This is a genomic window from Amycolatopsis sp., assembly GCF_035276945.1.
In the GTDB taxonomy this organism is placed as follows: Bacteria; Actinomycetota; Actinomycetes; order Mycobacteriales; family Pseudonocardiaceae; genus Amycolatopsis_E.
In genome coordinates this window covers 19202-34187 of sequence record NZ_DATELF010000032.1, presented here as the reverse complement: position 1 = coordinate 34187, position 14986 = coordinate 19202, and the positions used below count along the sequence as shown (strand labels likewise).

The following is a 14986-nucleotide window of genomic DNA, read 5'->3' as shown; positions in this document are numbered from 1 at the left end:
GCACGGCGACGTGGAATACGCGCTGGACAGAGCCGATCGGCAGCGAACCCGGCGCGAAGCTGTCAAGCTGAGTTCATGACGAACGATCGCAACGTGCTGGGCGGGGAACTCGAGCCTTGCGGAACCGATCCGGTATCCGGCTTCTACCGGGACGGCTGCTGCAACACCGGCCCCGACGATCTCGGCAACCACACCGTCTGCGCCGTCGTCTCCCGCGAGTTCCTCGCCCACCAGCTCAAGGCGGGCAACGACCTGATCACGCCGCGACCGGAGCACGGGTTTCCGGGTCTGGAACCCGGGGATCGCTGGTGCGTGTGCGCCGCCCGCTGGCAGGAGGCGCTCGAGGCGGGTGCGGCACCTCCGGTCGTGCTGGCCGCGACGCACGTCCGCGCGCTGGAGGTCATCGAACTCGAGGACCTTCGCAGACACGCGGCCGACGTGCCCGCCGACCCGAGCTCGCTGATCTGAACAGCGCGCCCGCCCGTCGTCCACACCATCCTCAACGGACAAGCCTGGCGCGACCCGTCCTGCCGCGGACGACCATGATCACCGCGGTGACCAGGCCCAGCGCGGCGACGAGAGCGAGTGTGTCGACCACCAGGTTGTGCCGCTTCTCGAAGTCCGGTTCGAGCAGGCCGCCGGGGTCGTCCAGGACCCGCACCCGGTCGCCCACGGCCTGCCGGTCGGTCGAGTCGGTGCGGATGGTCAAGGTCACGCCGCCCGGGCAGCTCACCGTGTGCATGAACCCGTAGTGCGGATATCGAGAGCGGGTGTCGACTTCCTCGCGCTGCGCGACCTGGCAGGACTCGGACCGCGCGAACAGGTGCAGGGCCAGGCCCCGCCCGGCCACGTTCAGTGCGGCGAACAGCAGCACTCCGGGAACCACCGCGGCGATCAGAACCCACCACGGCCCGCCGGCGAAGCGGACCATACCGAGCGCGAACGCGGCCACGCCGCCGATGCCGAACCCGATCGCCGCGATGGAGCTGTGTGGTGGCAGCAGGAACAGCAGCGTGCCCACAAGGATCGCGACCAGGCCGCTGGGCGCGACCACGCGCCCTGTCCTGATGCCGAGCCGCCGGGCCAGCACGCCCGCTGGAGAAACCGCCACGGCGCAACTTTAATCGGTGAGCCCAGTATTGTGGCCGCGTGCGCGGCGCCGGCTACTACGACCTGCTCGGTGTGGGCAGGAACGCCTCGACGGCGGAGATAAAGTCGGCCTACCGGTCGCGGGCGCGTTCGGCGCATCCGGACGCGGGTGGCTCGCCGGGCGAGTTTCACCGGCTCCGCCAGGCCTACGAGACGCTCAGCGACCCGGCCCGCCGAGCCGCTTATGACCGGCGCCTCGAACCGGCCGTCCTGACCCGGCCACGCCGCCGCGAATTCGGCGAGGATCCGGATTTCACCGCCGAAATGCCGCGGCTCACCCCGGAGGCGCTGCCCTGGTGGGACCAGGCCGTCGCGCGCCTCCGGCCCGCCGAACCGCCCGGGCCGGGTCACGCGCCGGTGATGATCCTGCTCGGCTGGCTCGTGCTCGTGGTGCTGCCGATCATGGCCAGGGCACTGATGCTGACCGGGTGGCTCCTGCTCGCGACGGGCGTGACGGTCTGGCTGGTGTATCAGCAGCTCGCGGTGGCCCGCGCACGGCGGGAGTTCGCCGCCGAGTTCGGCGGGGTCATGGTGTTCGGCCGGCCCGGCGGCGATCCCGACCAGTGGGGCGAGCGGCTCACCGCGGAACTGCTCGAGCGCTACCTCACGCGGCTGCCCGGCGCGCGGATCTTCCACGGCCTGGCCTGGCCGGGCTCGGTGTTCGCGGATATCGATCACGCGGTGCTGGCCGGGCGCAGGCTCGTGCTCATCGAGTCCAAGACGTGGCTGCCCGGCCACTACGCCACCGACGAGACCGGTGGGCTGTGGCGCAACGGCCGGGTGTTCCGCGGTGGCGCGACCCGGCTGCCCGAGGCGATCGACGCCTACCGCGAGTTGCTGCCCGGCGCCGAGATCCGCGGCGCCCTGATCGTCTACCCGAGCCGAGCCGGGCAGGTCACCGCCGAGCCGGCCGATGGCTCCTCGGTGCCACAGCCGATGACGCCCGAGCAGTTCGCGCGTGAAATCGGCGGGTGGCTCGCCGCGGAAGCGTCCACAGTGGACCTCAAACTGCTCCGCGCGCTGCGCGCCCGGGTGGTCTAACCCGGCGCTCCCCACAGACAAATCGGTGGCTTCTCGTCGCGCTTGACGACGTAGGTGCCCTTGGAGCGGATGGTGACCACCAACCCGCGTTCCCGCAGGAGTCTGGTGGCGTGCCGGGCGGTGCCGAGCGAGACGCCGTACCGCCGGGCGAGATCGACTTCGGCGGGCAGCGGGGTATTGGGGGCCAGTTCGCCGGACCGGATGCGGCGGGTGAGGTCGGTCGCCACGGCCTGGTAGAGGTAGCCAGGCGGTTCGGGGTCGATGATTTCCTTGATCATGGGACCAAAGTTATCATAGAAGCGACAACTTGTCCGTCGTACTCGCCGTTGGTAGGCTGGCCAGCCGTGACCATCGAGCGAGACCGGGCCAGCGAGCATGACGACCACGGGCTCGACGACCGGCTGCGCGCGCTGGCCACCCGGGTCCGGAAGGCGCGCCGGGACCGCGACCTCAGCCAGGAGGATCTCGCCGACCGAGCCGGAGTGTCGCGGTCCGTCGTCGCCGAACTCGAACGCTCCCGGCTCGATCAGCCGAAACGCCGCGAAGACCCGCGCAAGCGCCCGCCCCGCAACATCACACTGGATTCCCTGTTCCGCATGGCCGACGCCCTCGGCGTCCACCCCGCCGACCTGCTCGGCGAGCGCGAACGCTGAGTCAGTAGCCGCGAACGCGGGTGACGTCGACGCGGACCGGCACCGGGTAGGTGGCGCCGAACTCCTCCTGGCTCCCGCCCACCCGGGCCATCGGCTCGCCGTATTTTTCCAGGTACTCAGGCGACTCGTGCGGGAGCGGCCGACCCGCCAGCCGGCGGGCGCGCCCGGTGAACACGATGATGTCGCCGCCCTGGCCGTCGCCGTCGAAGTTGAGTGAGACCTGCGGGCGTTTCGCGATGTGCGTGAGCCGGTTGGCGTCCGCCCGGTTGTAGATCAGGAACCCGTCGTCCTCCCAGAGAAACCACACCGGATTGGGCTGCGGGGTTCCGTCGGCACCGACGGTGGTGAACCAGATGACCATCTCCGTGCCGAGCCGCTCGCGCACGCGCTGCCCGAAGGCGTTGTCCGGAATCATGCGGCCAGCATAGGAAGCGATCGTCAACCGGTCACGTCAACGCGAGCACGTGCTCCAGCAGCGTCTCCAACACGTGTTTGGCCGCGTCCGGCCGCCGGGCGTCACAGCGCACGATCGGGATTTCGCCCTCGACGTCGAGCGCGTTCCGCACCTCTTCCACGGTGTAGAGCTGGGTATTGTCGCCGCTGGTTTCAGACCTTTACAGTATGGCACCGGAACCGACGGCCTTGAGTGTGTGGAGGCCGGCCACGCGCAAAGGTTTCGCGATTTGAGGACTCAACCAGTGATTTGATTTCCTGGCCGGTTGGGCCCACATTCGTGAGCACCGCCCGCTGAACGGCGCTACCGCAGGCGATGAGCGGCCCACCTCGTACCCCGCAAAGGTCCGATGACCTTGCCCTTTACGACGTGATCGGGTTCTTGAAGTCCCGGCCCGGGCTGGACCGTCCCGGCGCGCGACTCCTGGTTTCACCGTTCACATCTGAAAGAGTAGTCCCCATGCGACTGTTGCTCCTGTCGAATTCGACCGCGCCCGGCAAGCGCTACCTCGAGCACGCGATGGACATGCTCGCCGAGACGCTGGCCGGGGTGCGGCGACTGGTCTTCGTCCCCTTCGCGCTGGCCGGCCACGACGCCTACACCGCCCAGGTGGCACGAGTACTCGAACCGCTCGGTGTCGACGTGGCCGGGGCGCACGAGTCCGACCCGATCGAACTGCTGGACTCCGCGCAGGCCGTCTTCGTCGGCGGCGGCAACACCTTCCGGCTGCTACGCGAGTTGTACGCCCGGGAGTTGCTGGCACCGATCCGGAGCCGGGCCGCGCGCGGGACCGTCTACATTGGATCGAGCGCGGGCACGAACGTGGCCTGCCCGACCATCCGGACAACCAACGACATGCCGATCGCGCACCCGCCCTCGTTCGAGGCCGCCGGCCTGGTCCCGTTCCAGATCAACCCGCACTACCTCGATCCGCTCCCGTCGGGGCGGTATATGGGTGAGACGCGGGAGGAACGGATCGCACAGTTCCTGGAGTGCAACGACGCGCCCGTGCTGGGCCTGCGCGAGGGAACCTGGCTGGTGATCCGGGAATCTTCGGTCACGCTCGGCGGTGTCACGGCAGGCGCTCGCCTGTTCCGCCGTGGAACCGAGCCCGAGGAATTCGGACCGGGCGCGGATCTGAGCGGGCTGCTCGATACGCTTCCCCGCTTCGACTTGCCGTAGTTCCGAGCCGGTTCGCGGAAGCGTCTGCCAAATGGATCCTGGTGAACTTGCTTTACCTCTCCGCGACGAGGGGGCTTGTCGTGAACCACGAGAAGGCCTGATTCGCGACCTCCTTCTTCACCTGCACGGCGAGCAACGGCGACACAGCGCCCATGACGTCGTGATCATGAACAAATCGGCATGGATTCGAGTCCGATCCGACGGCTTCATCTACGAGCAGATGGCCGCGCACATCGAAGGCAGGACAAAACCGGCGAGCTGGCACCGAAGAAGCCGCTGCCCGCGGAGCGGCGGCTTGCCCAGAAGTACGGTGTCCGGCTCGGCACCGCCCGACGTGCCACCGATGTTCAACGCAAGCGGGGGCTGCCGCACACGCTTCGCGCCAAGGGCACCTTCGTCACGGCACCCACGGACGTGGAGCCGTCCGACGACGTCCGCTGCCCGTGCGGCTCCCTACGGCTTGCGACCGACCACGGCCATGATTCCGGCGCGCTCCGGATTCGGCCCGATGTCCTCGGGGTTGTCGGGCCGCCACAGCGGGGTGAAGACGACGCCCGGCTCGACGATGTCGAAGCCGGTCAGCAACGCGGCCAACTCCTCACCGCTGCGCAGGTAGAGCGGGTTGGCGGTCTCCTTGTACATTTCGACGGCCCGCAGCCAGGACGGGTCCTGCAGGTCATTGACATCCGACGACAGCGCGAAGTAACTGCCGGGCGCGATGCAGTCCCGGTATTGGGCGACCAGACCGGCGGGATTCCGGTCATTGGGGATGAAATGCACAAGAGCGGCCATGATCACCATGATCGGCTCCCTGAGGTCGAGCAGGCGGCGAGTGTCCGGATGGCCGAAGATCGTCTCGGGTTGCTCGCCGTCGGCGTTCACCATCGCGGCCCGCTCGTTGCCCTCCAGCACGATCTGGCTGTGCGCCACGGCAATGGGCTCGTTGTCCACGTACACGACCCGCGACTCCGGGACCAGCTTCTGCGCCACCTCGTGCACGTGCCCTTCGGTGGGCATGCCCGAGCCGATGTCGAGAAACTGCCGGATCCCCTGCTCGATGCCGAACCGGACGACGCGCCGCAACCAGTAGCGGTTGAACAGGCAGACCTCACGGACGTTCGACAACTCGTCGATCACCTTGTGGGCGAACTCCCGGTCGATGGCGTAGTTGAGCTTGCCCCCGATGAAGTAGTCGTACACCCGCGCCGCGTTGGGCTTGTCAAGCTGGGGGGCTTGCTCGTTCGTCGCCATGTTCCTCAGGGTACCTGACACTCAGTAAACGGTCAGTCATGTACGGCAAGTCTGCCGGCCGAACCGGGAACACCCCCTCCTCGACGGCTTGAATCGTTAAAATTTTGCTCGCGCCCACGGTTCGCCCGGCTTGAACGTTTCCGCCGGAATTGACGTGAGAGATAGCGTGCCAGAACCGCGCAAGGTACCGGGCTACTCGCTGCGACAGTTGCTTTACTTCGTGACCGTCGCGGAGGAGGGCAGCGTCAGCGCCGCGTCGGCGAAGTTGAGCGTTTCTCCGTCCGCGGTTTCGCTCGCGCTTTCCGAACTGGAACGCGCGTTGCAGTCCCAATTGTGCGTGCGCCGTAAGGCACACGGCGTCACCCTCACCGTTTCCGGCACGCAACTGCTCCACCTGGCCAGAGCACTGCTGCGCCAGGCACGGGAATTGGAAAGCGAGCTCACGAGTGCCGACGGCAGGCTTTCCGGTCCGCTGGCCATCGGCTCTTTCCAGGGGCTGGCGTCACTCGTCCTACCGCGCCTGCTGCAGGGCTTCGGACAGTTGCACCCCGGGGTCGTCATCGATTTCGAAGAACGCGACCAGACCGAACTGCAACAGCGCCTGATCGCCGGAAAACTCGACCTCGTCGTGCTCTACGACGTTTCCCGCTCACCCGAGGTCGACGGCGTGGAACTGACCCGGCTGCGGCCGTACCTGCTGCTCTCCGTGGAACACCGGCTCGCCCGGGAACCCAAGGTCGCGCTGCGCGACATCGCCCGTGAACCGATGGTGCTGTGCCAGGAACCGCCCAGCCTCGACTATTCACTCGGCCTGTGCCGGAACGCGGGCGTCACCCCGGTGATCCGTTACCGGGTGCGCAGCGGGGAAACGGCACGCGCACTGGTCGCCCATGGACTCGGTTACGCCATCATGATGCGACGGCCGCCGAACGACCGCAGTCTCGACGGATTGCCGGTGGTATACAAGGAAATCGCCGACTTGCCACGGGTCGACGTTCCCGTGCTGCTCGGCTGGCCCCGCGACATCCGCGTCACCAGGCGCGCCGAGGCTTTCGTCCGCTACAGCCGGGAAGCCCTCAACGGGTGAAAAGGCGGCGACTGGCAGAATCGCGGAATGCTGGTCGATCACATTCCGCTGGTCGCGCTCCGGCTCACCACACCGCGGCTCGAACTACGTCTGCCCGAGCCGGAGGAAGTGGCCGCGCTGGGCGAACTCGCGGCCGAGGGCATCCACGATCCGGACGTGATGCCGTTTCTCGTCCCGTGGACCGATCAGCCGCCCGAAAGGTCGCCCGCGCCGTCGTCCAGCATCACTGGCTGCGGCCGGACCGGACGCCGGAGCACTGAACACACGACCTCGCCGTGTTCCACGCGGGTGCGGTCATCGGTCAGCAGTCCGTCGGCGGACGAGAACTGACCATCACGCGTGAGGTGAACATCGGGTCCTGGCTGGGCAAGCAGTATCAGGGGAAAGCGTTTCGGCACCGAGATGCGGGCGGCCGTGCTGCACCTCGCCTTCACCGGCCTGGGTGCGGAGGTCGCGGTGTCCGGCGCGTTCGACTTCAACGCGGCGTCCTGGCCGTCTCGCACCAGCTCGGTTACCAGCCCGACGGCCTCCAGCGCCGGATCGTGCGCGAGGCACTCGCCGTGGAGCAGCGACTTCACCTCACCTGGGCCGACGGGGATCGGCACCGCACCGTGCCCGTCACCGTCGACGGCCTCGATCCCTGCCTGCCGCTGTTCGGTCTGGCCGGCGGACAGCGTCAGCGTTTGGTCAGCCTGCCGATGAAGATCCCGAGCAACAGGCCCACGACGAACCCGATCCCGATGAAGAAGATGATGGTCGCCGCGGCGATCTTGCCGACGGTACCCAAAAAGCTTCGCGCTTCGATCTCTTGGACGACGGCGAGAGCCTGCGTGAGCGCGTGATGGTTCACCATGGTGAGCAAGGATGGCACAGCGGAGGTGTCGGTGATGACGGAAACGACGGCGCGTCCCAGCCTGAGCAGGCGGCGTGAGGTCAGCCACACCAGCGCGCGGTCGTTGCTGATGACCGTGCTGGGGGAGTTCGTGCTGCCTCGTGGCCGGCCGGTCTGGACCTCGACACTGGTCGACGTGCTCGGCAGCTTCGGCATCGAGGAGAAGTCCGCGCGCCAGGCGCTCGCGCGCACGGCGGGCGAGGGCTGGCTGGTGTCCGAGCGGGTCGGCCGCCGCGTGCGCTGGTCGCTGACACCGCCGGGGCGCCGCCTGCTCACCGAGGGCGCCGAGCGGATCTACTCCTTCGGGCGCGACTGCGGCGAGTGGGACGGAACCTGGCTGATGCTGCTGGTCTCGGTGCCGGAGGCCAAACGCGACCTCCGGCACAGCCTGCGCACCCGGTTGACCTGGGCGGGGTTCGGGTCGCCGACGCCGGGCGTGTGGATCAGCCCCGGCACCGAACGGCAGGCCGAGGCCCACGGCATCCTGGCCGAACTCGGCCTCGCCGCCGAAGCCATGTCGTTCGTCGCCGCCTACGGCAAGATCGGTGACGAGGACGCGATGGTCGCCCGCGCCTGGGATCTGTCGGCGCTCGAAGACCGGTACGAAGGGTTCATCGACGAGTTCACCGGGCTCAATCCGGACACCGGGGATGCCGTGCTGCACGCACAGACCCTGCTGGTACACGAATGGCGCCGCTTCCCGTTCCTCGATCCACAGTTGCCGGCCAAGCTGCTGCCGCCGAACTGGAGCGGCGCCAAGGCCGCGGAGTTGTTCCACCGCAAGCACGTCGAATGGCGCCCGGCCGCGCAGCAGCACTGGGAGGTTCTGGTGGCCGATCGCGAGGCTGATTGAGGGAGGCCGTCAGCGGGCTGGGTTCGCGATTCGATCGAACCCTTCCCGCATGAGGCCACGATCCGGCACGGACAGGGCGTTGGTTGCGGTAGTACCGCGCAAAGCGTTACGGCAGCCGCGACGGGCACGGGCCGCTCTCTAGATTCCGCGGAGAGCGACCACCCCGGACAGCGTGCCGACATAAGCCTGTTGCCCGGCAAGCGTCGGTGAGGCGAAATGCGGTACCTGCCCGACGGGCAGCTGGGCCCGCACCGCGCCGGTGCCCTGGTCGAGTGCGTGGAGCACACCACTTGCCACGTCAATGGTCCAGACCGCACCACCACCGACCACCGGAGACCCGTCCGCCTTCACCGGCGCCTGCCATCGCACGGTCGCGCGCCCGGCGCCGACGTCGACCGCTCTCGTGCCGTCACGGCAGGGCAGGTAGACCGTCGAACCGTCGACGGAACTGCCGCCGTAGGCCGGGCAGATGTTCTGCTGGGAAAGCTGCCCGCCGATTCCGCCCAGCCGGGCGGGGTCGAGCACGTAACCCACCTTGCGCTTGCCCACGGCGAGCACCTGCCCGCCCACCACGGCCGGCCCCATCGAACCGAGATCGAGGTCGCGCGCGTTGTCGTCGATCCATTCCGCCGGACTGAACGAATCCGCCAGGGTCAGCTCCGGTGTCAACGCGAGCACCGAGTCGCTGTGGTCGTAGTCCGAAGTGGATTCCCCGTTGCCGACGGCGTAGTAGAGCCTGCCACCGCTGACGGCCGCACCGCCCGGTGCCCAGATGCCCGCTTCCCTGGTGGTAGGCACCGCGTAGCCGCGCGTCCCGCCCAGTCCCGTCGTCGGCGCGGCCACCACCGAGCCGATGTAGTCCCCGCAGTCGCCGTAGAGCCCGCCGTAGGCGACGTAAACCCAACCGTCGAGCACGGTGAGGGCCGCCCGCTGCTGATGCGCGAGACGGTCGCCCTGGGGTGGTTCGAGCGGCCTGCTCAGAGTGACCGCACCGGTGGCGAGGTCGAGTCCGGCGAGCAGGTGCGATCCCCCGTCGAGTTCGGCGAGCACGAACACCAGACCGGTCGCCGGATCGTAGGCCGCGGTGCTGGTGATGCCGAGTGGATCGATGTTTCCGCACTTCAGGCCGGACCTGGGCTGCGGGCTCCCGAGATGCCGGGACCACAGCACCCGCCCGTCCGTCGCGGCCAGCGCGTACACGGTGTCGTTCTCCGTGGCCGCGATGACCTTGTCACCGATCACCAGGGGTTGCCCGTACACCGCGCCGTCCAGCTTCGCCGACCACGCCTGGGAAAGCCGGCCGGGCGGCGGCACGGCGGCGGCGACCCCGGTGCGCGCGTTGTCGTGGTGATAGGTCGGCCAATCCGTGGTGCCCAGGGCCACGGGAGCCGACGGCCGGTCGCGAGTGGTCGGCGTGGGGTCCGCGACCGGGCTCTCCCCCGCCGATTCGCAGCCGGTCAGCACCGACAACATCACCAGCGCCACCGCGATCCACTTCATGCCGCCCAGTCTGCTACGGCCCGTGTGTGCCGAACATTTCGTTGAGCGTGACCGGGTCCAGATCGCGCTGCCTGATCAGGTCCATGATCTGGTCGAGCAGACCGAGCACGGTGGGATGGTTGGCGTGCCCCAGCAGGATGACGCCGGGCTCGAGGTACTTCCGCGCCTGGCTCATCAGGTAGTCCGGGGTCAGCACGGTGGAATCGCCGTAGGAACCGCTCCACATCACCGTGTTCCGGTAACCGAGTTCGGCGGCCACCCCGTCGACGTGTTCGTTGTGGAAGCCGAACGGCGGGCGATAGTACGGCCTGGTCCCGATGCCGAAGGTCTCGCTCACCCATTGCTCGTTGCGCTCCAGTTCCTCGCGGATCTGGGCGTCGGTCAGCCCGCGCAGGTCACGGTGGCTGAACGTGTGGTTGATGAGCTGGATCTGACCCCGTTCCAGCAACGGCTTGAGCTGGTCGCCGTGCGGCGCCCAGGCATGGTTGTAAAGGCCGTTCGGGCTGAACGTCAGGTGGATGCCGGTGCGGACGACGAAGTCGACGTAACCGGCCACGACCTCGTCGTCGTAACCGTCGTCAATGGTGATCGCGATGCGGTTGGACGTCGTGGGTCCCTTGCTGAGCACCTGGCTCGGACCGGACGGGCTTTCCGTCGGTTCGGCCGCCTCCCAGGTGTCCGGCAGTTCCGGAGCGGCCGGACTCGCCATCTGGCCCGGCCCGCCGGGAGCGTTTTCGGTACAACCCACCACGGCGACGGCCAACCCGACCGCGAGCAGGCCGAAGAAGGATCTTCGATCAGGTTTGCGCACATGATTATGTTACCTGCCGGTAGGCAGGCCAGTTCCCGCCCGAAGTTGTCGGGGCGCTGCAGTACAGTCCGGGCGTGACCGAACACCTGACGATTCCCACCCCGGCCGGCCCCTTCGACGCGATCGCCGACGGCCCCGCCGACGGCAGGCCGGTGCTGCTCCTGCACGGGTTTCCCGAAGCGGGTATCGCCTGGGAGCACCAGGTCGCGGTCCTCGGCGCGCGTGGTTTCCGCGCGGTGGCGCCGGATCAGCGCGGCTACTCCCCGGGCGTCCGCCCGGAGCGAGCCGCGGAATACGGCGTGACCGAACTCGTCGGGGACGTGCTGGCCATCGCCGACGAACTGGGCTGGAGCCGCTTCGATCTGGTCGGGCATGACTGGGGCGGCGCCGTGGCGTGGTGGACGGCCGCCGAGCACCCCGGCAGGCTCACCACGCTGACCGTCGTCTCCACCCCACATCCCGGGGCGCTCGCGCACGCTCTGCGCACGGATCAGGACCAGCAGCTACGGTCGGGGTACCTGACGGAATGGCGGCAGACCAGCACGGAACGCCGCATGCTCGCCAACGACGCGGACGCGCTGCGGCGCATGTTCGAGTGGCGGGTGCCGCCGAGCCGGGTCGACGAGTACGTGCGCCGGCTGTCCGAGCCGGGCGCGCTCACCGCCGCCCTCAACTGGTATCGGGCGGGCCGGCCCGGCGGCGAAATCGGCAAGGTCGATGTGCCAACGCTGTACGTGTGGAGTACCGAGGACGTGGCCTTCGGTTCCACCGCCGCACTGGACACCGAGAACTGGGTGACCGGCGCGTATTCCTTCCAGATGTTGGAGGACGTCACGCACTGGATCCCGGAGGAGGTGCCGGACGTCCTCACCGCCCTCCTCGTGGATCATCTGCGTTAGATCCGCGCGAACTCCTGGCTCACGGCGTTGGGACCGTCGTAGGTGCGATCCGGCAACTGGCGCAGATGTTCCACTATGTCGTCCGGTGCGCCCTTCTTCCGGGCGTGCTCCACGAGGTCGTCGCGACCGGCCGGGTAGTCGACGCCGGACAGGAACTTCTGCATCTGGATCGGATTGGGTGCCGACATGGCTCCTCGTTCCAGTTTTGTCCAACACAGCGTGCACCTCCGGGCTACCCAGGCGCGCGGCGATAGTTCCTGCCCGTTTTGGCCGCGGAGCCGGTCGGCGCGAGTCCACCACTCGCGTCGCGCGAGTCCCACTTTCACCGCGCCCGAGTCCCACAAACATGGTGCGCGCCAACGGAGAGCTCGCGCGCACCGCTTCTGGAGATCCGAAACTGTCGGTGGGCCCGGCTACTGTGCGGAGCATGGAAGTGTAACCGCGAGGGAGGGGGAATCCGTTGAAAGCGGCTGTCTGCGAACGGGCCGGGCCGGGCGAAGTGCTCCAAGTGCGTGAGATTCCGCGGCCGGAGGTACGCGACGGGTGGCGTCCGGTGCGCGTCAAGGGCTTCGGGCTCAACCGTTCGGAGCGGATGACGCGGCAGGGACATTCGCCGAACGTCCGATCTCCGCGGGTGCTGGACATCGAATGCGTCGGCGCGGTCACCGACTCGACCGACCTGCGGCTGGGGGTCGGCACCCCCGGTCGCCGCGGTGATGGGCGAGATGGGCCGCGAGTTCGCCGGGGGCCATGCCGAGTACGCCCTGCTGCCGAACGAACTGCTCATCCCGGTGTCCACCTCGCTGCCCTGGGACGTGTTCGCCGCGCTGCCCGAGACATACCTGATCGCCTACGGGTCGTTGGCCAGGATGGGCGTCGAGGGAACCGGCCGGACGCTGTCGATCCGCACCGGCACGTCGTCGGTCGGTATGGCGACATTGTTCCTGGCGAAGGCCCTCGGGCTGGAAACCATCGCGACCACCCGCAATTCGGACAAAGCAGCGAGCCCGCGCACGGCGGCGGCCACGCACGTGGTGATCGACGGCGGCGATATCGCCGCCGAAGTCCGGAAGATCCGCCCGGAGGGTCCCGACTACGTGCTGGATCTTCTCGGCGCGCCCACCATGGCCGGCTCGCTCCAGCTCGCGGCGCGCGGCGGGACGGTGTGCATGACGGGCGTGCTCAGTGGAGTCTCAGACGGTGCCGGAGTTCCAGCCGGGGACCATGATCCCGTCCGGCACCAAGCTGACCGCGTTCCACAGTGACCACTACAAGGGCACCGCCGGCGCGAAGGCGTCGCGGGACATTGTGGACGGTGTCACACGCGGCGGCCATCTGCCCAACGTCGACCGCGTGTTCAGGCTCGACGGCATCGTCGAGGCACACCGGTACATGGAGGACAACCTCGCAACCGGAAAGGTGGTGATGCCTATCGACCAGGCCGCTACTAACTCTCGGCTCGATACCAGCGCGGTGACGTGTTGAGGGGAGGCGTGAGCGTCGCGCGGACGACCAGCACGTTGGGTTCGTCGGCCCGGACGAACTCGGTGAGCAGCCGGCGGAACGCCCGGCCGAACCCGTCCACCCGGTCGGCGTGTACTCCGAAAGACCGTGCCAGGCCGACGAAATCCGGGGTGTGCAGGTTGACCCCGCGGTGTGGCAGGCCCGCGCGGTCCTGGTCGAAGCGCAGCATGCCATAGCCGCCGTCGTCGACGATGATCACCGTCACGGGCAGGGACTCCTGGGCGAGCGTGGCCAGATCCCCGCAGCCGTAAAGGAAACCACCGTCCCCGCTGACGCAGATCACGCGGCCGGTGTGGTGGACGGGGTCTGGGGGCTGGCCCCCAGACGGCGACGGTTTGGGGGTTGCACCTCCAGAAGGCGCTGCCACCGCGGCGCCCAGCGACGCCGGGAAGCCGAAGCCGAGGGTCCCCCAACCCATCGGATAGGCGAACCGGCGTGGCGCGGCCACCCGGTGGTAGCCGCCGGCCCAGTACCCGGCGATGCACATGTCGGCGACGACCACGGCGCCGTCGGGCAGGGTTTCCTCGAGTGTGCCGAGGAAATCCGCGGCCTGCGGCTCCTCGGTGCGCACCCGTCGCCGCACCTGCTCGTCGATCCGGCGCAGGCGGGCGGTCAGCTCCGCGAGGCCAGGGCGCGGCGTGAGGCAGGCCAGCAGCCGGCCGACGACCTCGCGCGCGTCCCCGACGAGGGTCACGTCCGGCGGGTAGTTCTTCGCCGCGTCCTTGGCGTCGACGTTGACCGCGATCAGCTTGGGTGGCTTGGGCATGAGCCAGTTCTGGGTCATCAGGCCGTCGAAGTCACTGCCGATGCCCAGCACCACGTCGGCCTCGTCCCACAGCGCGCCGACCTCGGGGGCATGCACCGGGTTCGGCGCCGCACAGGGGTGATCGGGCGGCAGCAGGCCACGGCCGGCGAAGGTGGTGATCACGGGTGCCGCGAGTTGCTGGGCCAGTTCGCCGATCAGCGGTCCCGCCTCGGCCCGGATCGCGCCTCCGCCCGCCCAGATGAGCGGGCGGGACGCGGCCGACAGCAGGCGCTGGGCCTGATCGAGTTCGTCGGCGTGGAGCGCGGGCCGCTGCTCGCCGGGGTCGGGGTCGGGTGCTCGGAAGGTCTCCTGACGCAGGAAATCCGCGGGGATGCCGACGTAGACGGGCCCGCTCTGCGGCTGCCTGGCCAGCCTGGCGGCGGCGAGCACCGCGGGAGCGATGTCCTCGGGCGCCCCGACCGTGCCCGCCGCCTTGGTCACCGGGGTGAACAGGGCGGCCTGGTCACTGGTCTCGTGCAGCACACCGCGGACCGTCCCGGCGCGACGGAGCGCCGCCGGGATGTCGGTGGCGAGCACGAGCACGGGCGAGGCCGATGCCATCGCTTCGCCGATCGCGCCCAGGGTGTTCGCCGCGCCGGGGCCGGTGGTGACGACGGCGACGCCGAGCTTGCCGGAGGCCCTGGCATAGCCGTCGGCCGCGTATCCCGCGGTCTGCTCGTGCCGGACGCCGATCAGCCGGATACCGCTTTCCGCGAACGCTTCCCAGATCGGCAGGTTGTGCACACCGGGCAGGCCGAACGCGACCTCGACACCGACTTCGGTCAGCACGTCGACAAGATGCTGGGCGCCGGTTCTGCTCACCGGATCAGGTTATGCTCCCCGGCGGTCCGCCGACACCTTGCCACGCGGGGGAAAACAGACAGG

Annotated in this window: 19 protein-coding genes; 9 read left to right on the top strand and 10 right to left on the bottom strand. The window is 68.9% G+C overall.

The window, feature by feature from the left end; all coding sequences use genetic code 11:
* Positions 1 to 75: 75 nt before the first annotated feature.
* On the top strand, positions 76 to 468 hold the full coding sequence (locus VJT49_RS04340; RefSeq protein ID WP_324163369.1) for a DUF2237 domain-containing protein: 393 nt from the start codon (positions 76 to 78) through the stop codon (positions 466 to 468).
* 31 nt (positions 469 to 499) lie between these two features.
* On the opposite strand, the gene VJT49_RS04335 is transcribed toward VJT49_RS04340, so the two are convergent.
* On the bottom strand, positions 500 to 1111 hold the full coding sequence (locus VJT49_RS04335) for a hypothetical protein (RefSeq protein ID WP_324163368.1): 612 nt from the start codon (positions 1109 to 1111) through the stop codon (positions 500 to 502).
* 38 nt (positions 1112 to 1149) lie between these two features.
* Here VJT49_RS04335 and VJT49_RS04330 point away from each other — a divergent pair, with 38 nt between their 5' ends.
* Positions 1150 to 2190, top strand: coding sequence for a J domain-containing protein (locus tag VJT49_RS04330; RefSeq protein ID WP_324163367.1), 1041 nt, complete (start codon positions 1150 to 1152; stop codon positions 2188 to 2190).
* Here VJT49_RS04330 and VJT49_RS04325 read toward each other — a convergent pair.
* Positions 2187 to 2468 carry a winged helix-turn-helix domain-containing protein gene (locus VJT49_RS04325; RefSeq protein ID WP_324163366.1) on the bottom strand — a complete coding sequence of 94 codons (282 nt, stop codon included), beginning with the start codon at positions 2466 to 2468 and terminating at the stop codon, positions 2187 to 2189. The two genes, VJT49_RS04330 and VJT49_RS04325, sit on opposite strands and share 4 nt — an antisense overlap.
* Before the next feature lie 66 nt (positions 2469 to 2534).
* On the opposite strand from VJT49_RS04325, the gene VJT49_RS04320 reads away from it, so the two are divergent.
* Positions 2535 to 2843: a helix-turn-helix transcriptional regulator gene (locus VJT49_RS04320; protein WP_324163365.1), complete on the top strand. Its 309-nt coding sequence runs from the start codon at positions 2535 to 2537 to the stop codon at positions 2841 to 2843.
* A 1-nt stretch (position 2844) separates the two neighbouring features.
* Here the strand turns inward: VJT49_RS04320 and VJT49_RS04315 are convergent, their stop codons facing one another.
* Positions 2845 to 3258, bottom strand: a complete 414-nt coding sequence (locus tag VJT49_RS04315; protein WP_324163364.1) for a TIGR03667 family PPOX class F420-dependent oxidoreductase — start codon at positions 3256 to 3258, stop codon at positions 2845 to 2847.
* Positions 3259 to 3756: 498 nt separating this feature from the next.
* Here VJT49_RS04315 and pepE point away from each other — a divergent pair, with 498 nt between their 5' ends.
* Positions 3757 to 4479, top strand: coding sequence for a dipeptidase PepE (gene pepE / locus VJT49_RS04310; RefSeq protein WP_324163363.1), 723 nt, complete (start codon positions 3757 to 3759; stop codon positions 4477 to 4479).
* A gap of 453 nt (positions 4480 to 4932) precedes the next feature.
* On the opposite strand, the gene VJT49_RS04305 is transcribed toward pepE, so the two are convergent.
* Positions 4933 to 5730, bottom strand: a complete 798-nt coding sequence (locus VJT49_RS04305; protein ID WP_324163362.1) for an SAM-dependent methyltransferase — start codon at positions 5728 to 5730, stop codon at positions 4933 to 4935.
* 154 nt (positions 5731 to 5884) lie between these two features.
* Between VJT49_RS04305 and VJT49_RS04300 the strand changes: the two genes are divergently transcribed.
* On the top strand, positions 5885 to 6817 hold the full coding sequence (locus tag VJT49_RS04300) for a LysR family transcriptional regulator (RefSeq protein ID WP_324163361.1): 933 nt from the start codon (positions 5885 to 5887) through the stop codon (positions 6815 to 6817).
* 185 nt (positions 6818 to 7002) lie between these two features.
* Here VJT49_RS04300 and VJT49_RS04295 read toward each other — a convergent pair whose 3' ends face one another.
* Together VJT49_RS04295 and VJT49_RS04290 are read right to left on the bottom strand one after the other, a co-directional pair.
* A complete protein-coding gene (locus VJT49_RS04295; RefSeq protein WP_324163360.1) occupies positions 7003 to 7422 on the bottom strand; it encodes a hypothetical protein in 420 nt (139 codons plus the stop codon).
* 71 nt (positions 7423 to 7493) lie between these two features.
* The gene (locus VJT49_RS04290; RefSeq protein ID WP_324163359.1) at positions 7494 to 7670 is read right to left on the bottom strand and encodes a hypothetical protein; all 177 of its coding nucleotides are present in this window, start codon (positions 7668 to 7670) and stop codon (positions 7494 to 7496) included.
* A 34-nt stretch (positions 7671 to 7704) separates the two neighbouring features.
* Between VJT49_RS04290 and VJT49_RS04285 the strand changes: the two genes are divergently transcribed.
* The gene (locus VJT49_RS04285; protein WP_414635810.1) at positions 7705 to 8562 is read left to right on the top strand and encodes a PaaX family transcriptional regulator C-terminal domain-containing protein; all 858 of its coding nucleotides are present in this window, start codon (positions 7705 to 7707) and stop codon (positions 8560 to 8562) included.
* A 138-nt stretch (positions 8563 to 8700) separates the two neighbouring features.
* Here the strand turns inward: VJT49_RS04285 and VJT49_RS04280 are convergent, their stop codons facing one another.
* Positions 8701 to 10062 carry a PQQ-binding-like beta-propeller repeat protein gene (locus VJT49_RS04280; protein WP_324163358.1) on the bottom strand — a complete coding sequence of 454 codons (1362 nt, stop codon included), beginning with the start codon at positions 10060 to 10062 and terminating at the stop codon, positions 8701 to 8703.
* Positions 10063 to 10075: 13 nt separating this feature from the next.
* The gene (locus VJT49_RS04275; protein WP_324163357.1) at positions 10076 to 10873 is read right to left on the bottom strand and encodes a polysaccharide deacetylase family protein; all 798 of its coding nucleotides are present in this window, start codon (positions 10871 to 10873) and stop codon (positions 10076 to 10078) included.
* Between the two features lie 74 nt (positions 10874 to 10947).
* Between VJT49_RS04275 and VJT49_RS04270 the strand changes: the two genes are divergently transcribed.
* The gene (locus VJT49_RS04270) at positions 10948 to 11772 is read left to right on the top strand and encodes an alpha/beta hydrolase (RefSeq protein ID WP_324163356.1); all 825 of its coding nucleotides are present in this window, start codon (positions 10948 to 10950) and stop codon (positions 11770 to 11772) included.
* Here the strand turns inward: VJT49_RS04270 and VJT49_RS04265 are convergent.
* Positions 11769 to 11960, bottom strand: coding sequence for a DUF2795 domain-containing protein (locus tag VJT49_RS04265; protein WP_324163355.1), 192 nt, complete (start codon positions 11958 to 11960; stop codon positions 11769 to 11771). The two genes, VJT49_RS04270 and VJT49_RS04265, sit on opposite strands and share 4 nt — an antisense overlap.
* A gap of 537 nt (positions 11961 to 12497) precedes the next feature.
* Here VJT49_RS04265 and VJT49_RS04260 point away from each other — a divergent pair.
* Both VJT49_RS04260 and VJT49_RS04255 read left to right on the top strand, forming a co-directional pair.
* Positions 12498 to 13037 (top strand): zinc-binding dehydrogenase, encoded by a 540-nt coding sequence (locus tag VJT49_RS04260; protein ID WP_324163354.1) that lies wholly within the window; start codon positions 12498 to 12500, stop codon positions 13035 to 13037.
* A complete protein-coding gene (locus VJT49_RS04255) occupies positions 12997 to 13257 on the top strand; it encodes a zinc-binding dehydrogenase (RefSeq protein ID WP_324163353.1) in 261 nt (86 codons plus the stop codon). Before VJT49_RS04260 ends, VJT49_RS04255 begins: the two co-directional genes overlap by 41 nt.
* On the opposite strand, the gene VJT49_RS04250 is transcribed toward VJT49_RS04255, so the two are convergent.
* Positions 13220 to 14923 carry a thiamine pyrophosphate-binding protein gene (locus VJT49_RS04250; RefSeq protein WP_324163352.1) on the bottom strand — a complete coding sequence of 568 codons (1704 nt, stop codon included), beginning with the start codon at positions 14921 to 14923 and terminating at the stop codon, positions 13220 to 13222. The two genes, VJT49_RS04255 and VJT49_RS04250, sit on opposite strands and share 38 nt — an antisense overlap.
* Positions 14924 to 14986: the final 63 nt, after the last annotated feature.

Excerpts from the sequence above, each read along its gene's own strand:
- VJT49_RS04340 (WP_324163369.1), top strand. The coding sequence starts at position 76 with ATGACGAACGATCGCAACGTGCTGGGCGGGGAACTCGAGCCTTGCGGA.
- VJT49_RS04325 (WP_324163366.1), bottom strand. The coding sequence starts at position 2,468 with ATGATCAAGGAAATCATCGACCCCGAACCGCCTGGCTACCTCTACCAG.
- VJT49_RS04315 (WP_324163364.1), bottom strand. The coding sequence starts at position 3,258 with ATGATTCCGGACAACGCCTTCGGGCAGCGCGTGCGCGAGCGGCTCGGC.
- pepE (WP_324163363.1), top strand. The coding sequence starts at position 3,757 with ATGCGACTGTTGCTCCTGTCGAATTCGACCGCGCCCGGCAAGCGCTAC.
- VJT49_RS04305 (WP_324163362.1), bottom strand. The coding sequence starts at position 5,730 with ATGGCGACGAACGAGCAAGCCCCCCAGCTTGACAAGCCCAACGCGGCG.
- VJT49_RS04290 (WP_324163359.1), bottom strand. The coding sequence starts at position 7,670 with ATGGTGAACCATCACGCGCTCACGCAGGCTCTCGCCGTCGTCCAAGAG.
- VJT49_RS04285 (WP_414635810.1), top strand. The coding sequence starts at position 7,705 with ATGACGGAAACGACGGCGCGTCCCAGCCTGAGCAGGCGGCGTGAGGTC.
- VJT49_RS04280 (WP_324163358.1), bottom strand. The coding sequence starts at position 10,062 with ATGAAGTGGATCGCGGTGGCGCTGGTGATGTTGTCGGTGCTGACCGGC.
- VJT49_RS04265 (WP_324163355.1), bottom strand. The coding sequence starts at position 11,960 with ATGTCGGCACCCAATCCGATCCAGATGCAGAAGTTCCTGTCCGGCGTC.
- VJT49_RS04260 (WP_324163354.1), top strand. The coding sequence starts at position 12,498 with ATGGGCCGCGAGTTCGCCGGGGGCCATGCCGAGTACGCCCTGCTGCCG.
- VJT49_RS04255 (WP_324163353.1), top strand. The coding sequence starts at position 12,997 with ATGATCCCGTCCGGCACCAAGCTGACCGCGTTCCACAGTGACCACTAC.